The sequence below is a fragment of the Nonomuraea sp. KM90 genome (assembly GCF_052246675.1).
In the GTDB taxonomy this organism is placed as follows: domain Bacteria; phylum Actinomycetota; class Actinomycetes; order Streptosporangiales; family Streptosporangiaceae; genus Nonomuraea.
On sequence record NZ_JBQQCB010000224.1, the window covers coordinates 1 to 9,538 of the forward strand.

Genomic DNA, 9,538 nt, shown 5'->3' on the forward strand with positions numbered 1-9,538 from the left:
GGCGCGCCAGAGCCAAGCGCGTTTGCGGTGCCCGGTCCCGCGGGGTACGTCGGCAACGCCGATGTGAACGCGGCCAGGAACATCGAACACGCGGCAGGGCATGCCGCCGCTGCGCGGGAAGGGCCACGGGTTGCCGAGCCGGAGCACCGCGAACCTCAACACGACCCCTCCTCCTGGTGACGTAGTCGCTGTTGAAATCCCCCTTCAGGCGGGCGGAGGATGTCAAGTACGTGGTGTCTTCTCCTGGCCAGCCAGATCGGCTTCGAGTTGATAGGCGGCGTGTCCGCCGAGGTCCTGGTCCGGGTGGTTGTAACGCATGGTGGTGGCCAGGTTGGCGTGGCGAGCAGCTTGCTGGACCTTATCGGGTGCGATGCCGAGGGCGAAGGCGTGCGTGATGAAAGTGGAGCGCAGCATGTGCGGATACAACTTCGCGGACCGCTCCGCCGGAATGCCGCCCAGCGGGGCGGCCTGCCGCAGCGCGTCGCGGACCCACCAGCGATCGATGGGTCTCCCGTCCGGCTTGCTGAACAGCAGGTCACTTGCAGCGCGGCTTGTCAGCAGCGGTGCCAGCAACTCGGCGGCCAGTTTCGGCAACGGCAGCATTTCCTCTGTGCCGCCCTTGTTGCGGAAGGACACGGTCAGATGCCGTCGGCCGTCGAAGTCGGTGAGCATGCGGATGTCGCCCACGGTCAACGTGGGCAGGGAGCCGCTGCGGGTGCCGAGCCCGGCCAGGATGGCCACTGCGGCGGCCGCGTCCGGCCGACTCTTCGCAAGCTCGCGCAGCCCGTCGCGCAGCTGTCCGGCCTCGGCCTTGGACAGTGGGAAGGTGCGGCCCTTGCGGGGGATGGGCGGCGGTTCTACGTACATGGCCGGGTTGTGGCCGGTCGCCCGGCGTCGGTGAGCGTATTGGAAGAAGCTGCGCAGCGCCGTGATGCGCTTGGCGACCGTGTTGGCCGACAGTGGAGTGCCGGGCTTACGCACGCCGTGGCGTAGCCGTCCGTTCAGCGCGTCGTCTTTGTAGGCCTTGAGGTGATCTTCGGTGGCGGTCAGCAGCCCTGCTGGGCGCCGCGAGGTGTCCAGGGTGTTCAGCCAGGCCAAGAACCACGACAGACAGGCCAGGTAGGTGCGGCGGGTCTCGGCGGTCTCCTGGTCCTGCAGCCAGGTCACTGCGGCGTGCCAGGCGGCCGGTTCAAGAGCATCGACACGGTCGACGTCGTGCCCGGCCACCTCTCCCCCATCACCGCGCCGACGCCGTGGCGACAGCCCGGTGATCTCGCCGACACTGCTCACCAGCGCCCGCGGCGGCGGAGGCGCCCCCTGGCCGAAGAGGCGTCCAGCGACCCCGGGCAGGTCTGCACCCGTCGTCGCATGGCCGTTGCCGCTGCCTGAGCCGGTGTTGGGCCGCAGGATCGCCGTGGGCTGCAACGGCTCCGCCGCATCCTGGCGGTGCGGCATGGACCCGGCCTGACCGGCCAGGTCCGCAGCACCGCGATCACCGAGCGAGTCGGGCCCGGCTGTGCCCTGACCAGGTGATGGCGGCGAGCTCGGCGCGAGGGCGTCGGAGGTGACGCCAGCGGAAGGGGAGGAGGCGGCTCGTGAGGTGGTCATGATCGTGACGGTGCTTCTGTGGTGGCGGGCAAGGGGCGGCCGACGTGCAGCCAGGCGAGGCTGGGCAGCCCGCCGCGTAGCGCGTCGGCGTTGTCGGCCAGGTTGATGCCGCCTCCGGTGATGACGGCGTCCACTCCGCGCAGCGCCTGCTGGCTGCGCCGGTAGTCGTCGGTGAGGGCGATACCGAGGTAGGCCAGGCCAGCCCCGTCGGGCAGCGTGGAGTCGATGACGCGATCGCTCGCGGCGCTGACGCACCAGGCGTTGCCGACGGCGAACGGCACGCCGTCGGCCAGCACCATGCCTTCGACGTAGAGCGGCTCCGCGTGGCCGTGCTCCACGCGGCTGGCAGCGGCGAAGCACGTGCCAGTCGGACCGGAGGCGAACCGGGACGGCTGCGGCGCCAGCGTGAACAGGCGGTTCTGGGCCAGCAGCAGCTCGCCCAGGCTGGCGCAGGTCCAGGTGTCGCAGTGGCTGCCAGGGGCGGCGCGCCACATCCCGGCGATGGCGCCGACCTGTTCCAGCAGCCGTTGTTCCGCCGCGCGGCTCATGAGCCGTGTTCCTGGACGAGTGCGGTGAGCGCGCGTTCGCGCTCGAGGTCGCGCTGCTCCTGCATCGCATCGGGGGTGCGGGGCGGCATCCGGGTGCAGGCCACCCGGATACGTCCGCCGGTGTCGGGCTTGAGCCGCCAGTTGGCCAGGGCCGGGCTGTCCAGGATGACCTCCCAGCCGTCGAACGGCGCGGCGAGGTAGGCGGTGATGGACCTTTCGACGGTGGCGGCCGTCGTCGGATCGCTCAGGTCGTCGAAATGCGTGGCGAGCGCCTGCACCACCTGCCGGGCGTAGCGGACGTGATCGGCGGTACGCCGGTCGGATTGGCGGATCACGGGCGGCTCCTTGGCGACGGGGGCAAATGAGGAGGCGGCGATGCCGGCGCTGCGTCCGAGTGATGGGGATGCGGCTCCAGCAGGCGGGCCGCGGCCGGGGTGTCCACCCGCGGCGCGCTCGCGCGCACCCGCGGCACGAGTTGCCAGCGCTGCCAACCGGCCAGAGGTTGACCTTTGTGGCGTAGGCCGACGCGGGTCACCTGCGCCAGGAGCAGGTGGAGTGACAGCCCTTCGCACACCGTCAGCGCCAACAGGGCGCATCGCCGATGAAGGCCGGCGTCGGTGACGAGTTCACCATCGGTGTCAGCCAGAACCAGCGCCTGGACCGGCAGGCCGAGCCCGCCAACCTGGCAGGGCCATCCGCGCTGGCAGGCCAGCAGGCGGCCACCGTGAATCTGTGCCCAGTACGCCACGCCGTCGAGCACGGGCGTGACCCACGGCAGCGGCAGCCCAACATGCTGAGGACGGGGCCAGCCCACCGGGCAGGCGTCGATGCCCGTGGCCCGCTCGGCTTCGTCCTGCAGCCGCCACACCTGGCCCGGTGGCGGTGTCCGGCCCGGCTTGACGCGCTCTTCGGGCTGAAGCCCGAAGATTCTGGCCTGTGCCGCCCCTTCACGAGGCGGCACTACCGTGGCTTCCTGCTTCGCTGAGCTGCGCCATCCCGAAGGATGGTCTGACCGGCCCTCCACAAGCGTTTAGCCTGTCCGCCCGTCCGGCGGCCAGGACGTTGATCGCAGCGTTGATGTCGCGGTCATGAACCTTGCCACAGGCGCAGGTCCATTTGCGGACCGGCAGAGGTATCGCCTCGGTTACGGCTCCACATGCTGAACACGGTTTGGAGGACGGAAACCATCGGCTGACCTTGGCGAATGTCCTGCCGTACAGTTTCGCTTTGTACTCCAGCATGTTCACGAACGCCGACCACCCGGCATCGTGCACACTCTTGGCCAGCCTCGTGCGCGCCAGCCCGCCCACCGCCAGGTCCTCCACGAACACCGCTTGGTTCTCGCAGATGATTCGCGTGGAAAGCAGGTGGTGGAACTCGCGGCGGGCGTCGGCGGCCCGTGCGTGCGCGCGAGCGACCTTGCGCCGGGCCTTGTTGCGGTTCTTGCTGCCCTTCTCTTTCCGGGACAGGGCGCGTTGAGCTTTCGTCAGGCGTTTCTCCGCCCGGCGCAGGAAGCGCGGAGAGTCGATCTTCGTTCCGTCCGGCAAGACGGCGAAGTACCCGAGCCCGAGGTCGATCCCGGTCTCGGCTTCGACGGCGGGCAGCGGTTGCGCGGGGACCTCGACCACGAAACCGGCGAAGTACCGGCCCGCCGCGTCCTTGATGACCGTGACTGAGGACGGATCGGCAGGCAGATCCCGTGACCAGCGCACCGCGACCTCGTCGACCTTCGGCAGGACGAGTTTCCCGCACTCGGCGACCTTGAACCGGGCATTCCTGGTGAACCGGATCGCCTGCCGGTTGTCCTTGCGGGACCGGAACCGGGGCGGGGCGAGTTTCGGGCCCCTGCGCTTGCCCGACACCGCTGCGAAGAAGTTCCGGAACGCCGTCGTGCAGTCGGCAAGCGCCTGCTGCAGCACCACGGCGGACACCTTGCCCAGCCACGCCCGCTCGAGGCGTTTCTTCGCCTCGGTGATGACCTGGCGCGACAGCTCAGCGTCGCTCACGAACGGGAACCCGTTCTCATGGGCCTCGTTGCGCATGCGCAGTGCATCGTTGAACACCGTCCGGGCACACCCGAACGCCCGGCCCAGCGCGATCCGCTGGGCGGGGGTCGGGTCGATCCGGTAGTTGTACCGCAACTGCACCCGATCATCCTACGGTTGGGTCATGGCCGAGTACGGTGATATCAGAACAGGCAGGCACTGTGTTTTCGGCTTCACGCTCATTTCGTCTTCGTGACGAAGTTCCGCCATCGGTGTGTTCACCGACGCGCACCTGACCCGCCTGGAAGAGATCATGCGGGCCGTCTGGCGCCGACTTCGAAACCGGCCTGGCGGAATTCAACGGCGAGAACAACCACATCCACCTGCTGGTCAACTTCCCACCCAAGATCGCCCTGTCGAAACTGGTCAACAGCCTCAAAGGTCCCGGCCGACCGGTTCTAGCTTCGCCATGATGACCAGTTGCCGCTGCGGCTGCCATCGGCCCTGCACGTCCTCCCCCATCCGCCATCCGATCCTGAGCCCGAGCCTCTGCCTGAGCCAATGGTGATGCCGTCAGTGCAGGCCGAGACAGCACAGCTGGTGATGACGACTGACGGGACCGACGTGGTCGATCTGGCCGTCGAGTTCACCCGGGTCGTCCCCGCCTCGGGCAACCTGGCCGTCTGTGGACAGCAGTTCTGGCTCGGCCCGCACCGGGCCGGCATGACCATCACGCTGCGGGCCGATGCCGGCACTGTCGAGTTGCTGGCCGCCGGGGTCAGGATCAAGAAAGTCCCGTCCCGGCTCACCCCTCGGCACCTGCGGCAACTGATCGCAGAGGGCGGCATCCGTATCAAACCCGCCGCCGGACCGGCTCGCGCCGGCACTGGTGAGGCGGTCGAGGTCGACCGAACCATCAACGCCAGTGGCCTGGTCGCCCTCGCTGGCCGGCAACACTTGGTCGGCTACCCATTCGCCGGACGCCGACTGACCGTCCGCATCGACGGTGCCCTGTTGTATCTGGCCGAGGGGCACACGCTGCTGCGCACCCTGCCCAACCCCACTCACCAGCGACGAGATGGCCCGCCTTCGGGATGCCCGCCCTGCCGGCCCCGAACCCCAACCGGCCGCCGAGCCGGTCCCGGTGCAGCGGCGGGTCAGCAGCCGCGGCCAGCTCTCCATCGCCGGCCAGCGCATCCGTGTCGGTATCGGCCATGCTGGAGCGACCGTGACCATCGAGGACACCGACGGGGCCTTCCGCCTCACTCACGCCGGCCAGATCATCGCCGAGGTTGCCCGCACCACCACGAAGCCGATCGCCCGGTTCAAAGTTCGAAAGCCGCAGCTTCCGCTGATCGGCATTCGCAGAACGTCTTCTTGTGAAGATCGCTTGGGACACGAATGTCAGGGCGCTGGCGTACCGTCCACACCGTGATCTCTTATGTGACCGGCGACGCGACCCATCCCCACGGCCAGGGACCAAAGGTCATCAGCCACGTGTGCAACGACGTCGGCGGCTGGGGCAAGGGCTTCGTCCTTGCCCTCTCCCGGCGCTGGCCACAGCCGGAAGCCGCCTACCGAGCCTGGCACCGCTCTGGTAACGACTTCCAGCTGGGGGCAATCCGGCTGGTGCAGGTCGAACCCGAGCTATGGGTCGCGAACATGATCGGCCAGCACGGCATCCGGCCCACCAAGGACGGCCCGCTTATCCGCTACGACGCCCTGGAGCGTTGCCTGTCCACTCTGGGCGACGAATCGCTGAGCCTCCACGCGAGTGTCCACACGCCTCGGATCGGCGCTGGTCTCGCGGGCGGCTCTTGGGAGCAGATCGAACCGCTTATCCTCAAACAGCTGACCGAGCGCGGTATCGCGGTCACGGTCTACGACCTGCCCTAACCGTTGGCTTTACTGAGACCTAGATCCTTAACATCCCTGGTCGTACCAATCCGCGGTACTGCCATCCACAGGACCTACCGAAGATCATCTAGCTGGAGTGTCACTCACCTCCCGAGCCGGATCTGTCGCACGGGTCCCGCATGACCTGACAGGGCGGCAGGTCATGCGGGAGGTAGTTCCATTGGACGCCGGTCTGCCCCTGGTAGCGGATAGCGTTGACGATCTCGCGTAACTCGTAGCCGCCCTCGTGACCGCTGACGGACGGGTGCGCGACCTTCCGCGCCGTGAGCACCGGCTCGATCAACGCCCACTCGCGTCGGATAAGTCGCTCGGGTACGGCTTGCGCTCAGTCACTCAAGGAACACAGCACGACCGGACCTGCAACCGGCGGTAACGCTACAAAACCCTACGATCACATAGCGACATCTCGGGCATAGGCTAGCGAACCGCACTCTCACACCACTTGCCATCTATGTCTCACCGACCTCGCACGGGCGGGATGGGAAATCCACGGGATCGCCATCTTTGCTGGTCATCGTCATACCGACTCCCCCATGCACTACATCAATCTGTCTGGGCGGGACCTGGCGGACATGCTGCAGAAGGGGATGCAGCACATCCACGCCTGGCAAATTCAGCAGTTCGCCCAGTTGGACAACGCGGACGCGGCGGCACGGTCGTTACGGCCACCAACGCTGCGACGGCGCCTCATCCGGCCGTGGGCCCCGGGTTCCGCAGTTCGTGTCGCCACTGGTGACACGCACCACCCTGGCCTCGGACGACGTTAAGGATCAAGGTGTCGAGCGGTGTTCATAGTGACACGGATCGGACTTCCTTGTGCCACCACCGCGAACGCCGCTTACCTGGCCTGTTGCCCATAACCGTGTCACCAGCACCACCAGGAACTGCGGAACTCCGGTGGGCCTGGGCTGGTTATGGCCTGTCGACCTCGGCCGTTACGACCGCCGTCCCGGGCTGTCCGTTCAGGAGCTGACCGCGATCAAGACCCTGGGATACGACCTGCGGCGGAGCGGGTGGAGGTCGAACGCGCTCAACGCCGGGGAATGGAGGATGGTCGCTCGGCTCATGAATCCGCTGGACGACACCAAGCACGCGCTGCGCTGGATGACGGGCCCCGGCATCGCCGGCGGTCGGCCAACTACGCCAGTGCCTTGGTATTGCTGCAGGGCGCCGACGAGGAGACAACATTCTGGGGCTGGTCGAGCCAACAGTGGCTCGCTCTGATCGGCACGAGCGCCCAACACTTCCTGCGACGATGGCCCGGGTGGCTGGACGGCAGCGTCGGTCCCTACGTGGCCGCCTACGCCTATCTACTGGCCGGCTTCACCGACTTCCACCTGCTCGGCTCCTTCAACCGCGTTGCGCTGGCCTGGCGGGTCATCGGCAGATGCCGGTCTCGCGGACTGACCACCCCCCTTGTTTTGTGGCTGACGAAAGCAACCTTCTCACTTCCCGGTGGCGTAGAACCAGTGACCGACGTTTGAGGGGAGGCCTATTTGATGGCGGATCGGTCGGAGTATGAGGCGTTCGTCACCGGGGCGTGGCAACGCTTACTCCGCACCGCCTACTTGCTCACCAGGGATTGGGGGGCGGCTGAGGATCTCGTTCAAACCGCGCTGCTGAAGGCCTGGCTGGCCTGGCCGCGCATCGGGAACGAACGGGAGGCCTACATCCGCAAGATCATGGTCAACGTGCATGTGTCGTGGTGGCGGCGACGCTGGCGGCGGGCCGAGGTCACCAGCGAATCCCTCCCTGACCAGAGGCAAGAGGCCGACCACATGGGACAAGCCGACGTGCGCGAGTCGGTCTGGCAGGCGCTGGGACGGCTGCCCGCCCGTCAGCGCGCCGTCGTGGTGCTGCGGTTCTTCGAGGACATGACCGAGGCGCAGACGGCCGAGACGCTCGGGTGCAGCGTGGGCACGGTCAAGAGCCAGACCAGCAGAGCGCTGGCCAAGCTGCGACTCGACGACTCGTTCGACTTCATGGTGGCAAAGGAGGTAAGCCAATGCCCATCGACCGGCTGGAACTCCACGAGCTGATGGACGAGCGGAGCCGGCCTGCGCTCGATCGTCCGGTCCCGTGGGCGTCGCTGCGGGCGCGGATACGCCGGTCCCGCCGCCGTCGGCGCGCCGTCGCCGCCGTAGCCGGAGCCGTCACCGCCTCCCTCGTGATCTCAGCGACCGTGCTCAGCCTGCACGGGCCTGGCCAGAGCGACCCGACGAGCGTATCCATCGCCGACCCGTTCCCGGCCCGGTACACCGAACCGGACGGAACGGTGTACCGCAAGGTCGCCGAGGCGACGCTCGACCCCGCGAACACGAAGGTGACGTTCGATGTGGAGGTACGGGGAAAACCTCTGGCCATCCGGGCCGATTGCCCGACCAAGGCATGGAAGCCGCTGGTCACCGTGCAGGTACCCGGGATATCGAAGAGGTTCCAGCTGGAACCATTGCGCTTCCTGGACTGCCGCGAGAACCGCGCGGTGGACGTGATGCCGCTTCCCCAAGGCACGAGGCGGGCCACGTTCACCATCGAGACGCACAAGAAGGCACGCCCCGAGCGCTGGCGGTTCGGCGTTTATGAGTGGACACCTCCCGCGACGATGAAGGCCCCGCCACCCCCGCCGGAGCCGGCTGCCGCCATCGCGGGGTGGCCACTCCTCGCGACGGAGAGCAGCACGTGGCCGGCCACCGGCGAGGTGACCCTCACGGTGCCGAACACCGGCCGACAGCTGGCCCTTGTCACCTATTGCGGCGGCGACATCATCCGCCGCCTGATGCAGGAAATCCGGGTCAACGGCCGCCCGATCAACACCATGCCTGGCTGCACGGCCGCGAGCTTGCAGACCGATCCAGGAGCCACCCAGGCCGGCCCGAAGGTCGCCTACATCCGGCTGGACAGTGGCCAGAAAGCAACGACGATCCAGGTACGGCTGGTGACGAAGATCCCCGAATACCGGCACCGCCCCGGGACGTTGACGGGCGCCATCTATGAAATCCCGCAAGGTCAATGATCGAATCCTCGGGCTCGACGTTGCGTCGCGGCCGCGGTCACTTCTGAGATTGAACTAATCTCGGAAGTTTCATCGCGGAGTCCTCCCCGCGCTTGGCCGCGCGGCGGCGAATCGTGGCGCGTGCGCTCTCTTGGCCTTCGCCCGGGCCTTCCGGGCGGTCGGCAGGGGTCCGTGAACTCGTTTCCTCGCTCGTGTGAAAGACGGGCGACACTATTTCGTTGAAAAGGCCCAACCACATGCCGCTCAGTACGACCCTGTCTGACGCCGCCCTGATCGAACGGTCGTGGCGAGATCCCGAGGATTTCGCCTTGCTGTTCGACAGGTACGCAGGACACATCCACCGCTATGTGGCCCGCCGGCTCGGCGACGACACGGCCGACGACGTCGTCTCTGAGCCTGAATCCACGGCTTGATTCTTGGTGATCATTTCTCGGTCCAATTCGTCGACGAGGACCGTTCCCGCAGGT

General features: G+C 67.5%; 13 protein-coding genes and 1 pseudogene. 7 read left to right on the forward strand and 7 right to left on the reverse strand.

Annotated elements, in window-relative coordinates; all coding sequences use genetic code 11:
• Nucleotides 1-222 precede the first annotated feature (222 nt).
• The 5 genes from ACTWPW_RS61315 to ACTWPW_RS61335 are packed head-to-tail and all read right to left on the reverse strand — an operon-like array spanning nt 223 to nt 4,303.
• A complete protein-coding gene (locus ACTWPW_RS61315) occupies nt 223-1,608 on the reverse strand; it encodes a tyrosine-type recombinase/integrase (RefSeq protein ID WP_443174595.1) in 1,386 nt (461 codons plus the stop codon).
• A complete protein-coding gene (locus ACTWPW_RS61320) occupies nt 1,605-2,156 on the reverse strand; it encodes a hypothetical protein (protein ID WP_443174596.1) in 552 nt (183 codons plus the stop codon). Before ACTWPW_RS61320 ends, ACTWPW_RS61315 begins: the two co-directional genes overlap by 4 nt.
• Complete coding sequence (locus ACTWPW_RS61325) at nt 2,153-2,491, reverse strand: hypothetical protein (RefSeq protein ID WP_443174597.1); 339 nt, start codon at nt 2,489-2,491, stop codon at nt 2,153-2,155. Before ACTWPW_RS61325 ends, ACTWPW_RS61320 begins: the two co-directional genes overlap by 4 nt.
• Complete coding sequence (locus tag ACTWPW_RS61330) at nt 2,488-3,117, reverse strand: hypothetical protein (protein WP_443174598.1); 630 nt, start codon at nt 3,115-3,117, stop codon at nt 2,488-2,490. Before ACTWPW_RS61330 ends, ACTWPW_RS61325 begins: the two co-directional genes overlap by 4 nt.
• Nucleotides 3,104-4,303, reverse strand: a complete 1,200-nt coding sequence (locus tag ACTWPW_RS61335) for an RNA-guided endonuclease InsQ/TnpB family protein (RefSeq protein WP_443174599.1) — start codon at nt 4,301-4,303, stop codon at nt 3,104-3,106. The genes ACTWPW_RS61330 and ACTWPW_RS61335 overlap by 14 nt, the downstream gene beginning before the upstream one ends.
• A gap of 22 nt (nt 4,304-4,325) precedes the next feature.
• Here ACTWPW_RS61335 and tnpA point away from each other — a divergent pair.
• A pseudogene (gene tnpA / locus ACTWPW_RS61340) lies at nt 4,326-4,584 on the forward strand (IS200/IS605 family transposase); the annotation flags it as partial.
• Between the two features lie 130 nt (nt 4,585-4,714).
• Here tnpA and ACTWPW_RS61345 read toward each other — a convergent pair.
• The gene (locus ACTWPW_RS61345) at nt 4,715-5,176 is read right to left on the reverse strand and encodes a hypothetical protein (RefSeq protein WP_443174600.1); all 462 of its coding nucleotides are present in this window, start codon (nt 5,174-5,176) and stop codon (nt 4,715-4,717) included.
• A gap of 43 nt (nt 5,177-5,219) precedes the next feature.
• On the opposite strand from ACTWPW_RS61345, the gene ACTWPW_RS61350 reads away from it, so the two are divergent.
• Together ACTWPW_RS61350 and ACTWPW_RS61355 are read left to right on the forward strand one after the other, a co-directional pair.
• The gene (locus ACTWPW_RS61350) at nt 5,220-5,576 is read left to right on the forward strand and encodes a hypothetical protein (RefSeq protein ID WP_443174601.1); all 357 of its coding nucleotides are present in this window, start codon (nt 5,220-5,222) and stop codon (nt 5,574-5,576) included.
• Nucleotides 5,573-6,037, forward strand: a complete 465-nt coding sequence (locus tag ACTWPW_RS61355; RefSeq protein ID WP_443174602.1) for a macro domain-containing protein — start codon at nt 5,573-5,575, stop codon at nt 6,035-6,037. The genes ACTWPW_RS61350 and ACTWPW_RS61355 overlap by 4 nt, the downstream gene beginning before the upstream one ends.
• A gap of 100 nt (nt 6,038-6,137) precedes the next feature.
• On the opposite strand, the gene ACTWPW_RS61360 is transcribed toward ACTWPW_RS61355, so the two are convergent.
• Nucleotides 6,138-6,341 carry a transposase gene (locus ACTWPW_RS61360; protein WP_443174603.1) on the reverse strand — a complete coding sequence of 68 codons (204 nt, stop codon included), beginning with the start codon at nt 6,339-6,341 and terminating at the stop codon, nt 6,138-6,140.
• Nucleotides 6,342-7,209: 868 nt separating this feature from the next.
• On the opposite strand from ACTWPW_RS61360, the gene ACTWPW_RS61365 reads away from it, so the two are divergent.
• The 4 genes from ACTWPW_RS61365 to ACTWPW_RS61380 all read left to right on the forward strand — a co-directional run bounded on the left by ACTWPW_RS61365 (nt 7,210) and on the right by ACTWPW_RS61380 (nt 9,484).
• Nucleotides 7,210-7,542: a hypothetical protein gene (locus ACTWPW_RS61365; RefSeq protein ID WP_443174604.1), complete on the forward strand. Its 333-nt coding sequence runs from the start codon at nt 7,210-7,212 to the stop codon at nt 7,540-7,542.
• A gap of 15 nt (nt 7,543-7,557) precedes the next feature.
• The gene (locus ACTWPW_RS61370; protein ID WP_443174605.1) at nt 7,558-8,097 is read left to right on the forward strand and encodes a SigE family RNA polymerase sigma factor; all 540 of its coding nucleotides are present in this window, start codon (nt 7,558-7,560) and stop codon (nt 8,095-8,097) included.
• Entirely contained in the window at nt 8,064-9,071 is a 1,008-nt protein-coding gene (locus tag ACTWPW_RS61375; protein ID WP_443174606.1) for a hypothetical protein, read from the forward strand. The genes ACTWPW_RS61370 and ACTWPW_RS61375 overlap by 34 nt, the downstream gene beginning before the upstream one ends.
• Nucleotides 9,072-9,289: 218 nt before the next feature.
• Entirely contained in the window at nt 9,290-9,484 is a 195-nt protein-coding gene (locus tag ACTWPW_RS61380; protein ID WP_443174607.1) for an RNA polymerase sigma factor, read from the forward strand.
• The last annotated feature ends 54 nt before the right edge of the window (nt 9,485-9,538 follow it).

What these genes read in the sequence shown, in the direction of transcription:
- ACTWPW_RS61320 (WP_443174596.1), bottom strand. Translation starts at nt 2,156, where the DNA reads ATGAGCCGCGCGGCGGAACAACGGCTGCTGGAACAGGTCGGCGCCATC.
- ACTWPW_RS61350 (WP_443174601.1), top strand. Translation starts at nt 5,220, where the DNA reads ATGGCCCGCCTTCGGGATGCCCGCCCTGCCGGCCCCGAACCCCAACCG.
- ACTWPW_RS61375 (WP_443174606.1), top strand. Translation starts at nt 8,064, where the DNA reads ATGCCCATCGACCGGCTGGAACTCCACGAGCTGATGGACGAGCGGAGC.
- ACTWPW_RS61315 (WP_443174595.1), bottom strand. Translation starts at nt 1,608, where the DNA reads ATGACCACCTCACGAGCCGCCTCCTCCCCTTCCGCTGGCGTCACCTCC.
- ACTWPW_RS61370 (WP_443174605.1), top strand. Translation starts at nt 7,558, where the DNA reads ATGGCGGATCGGTCGGAGTATGAGGCGTTCGTCACCGGGGCGTGGCAA.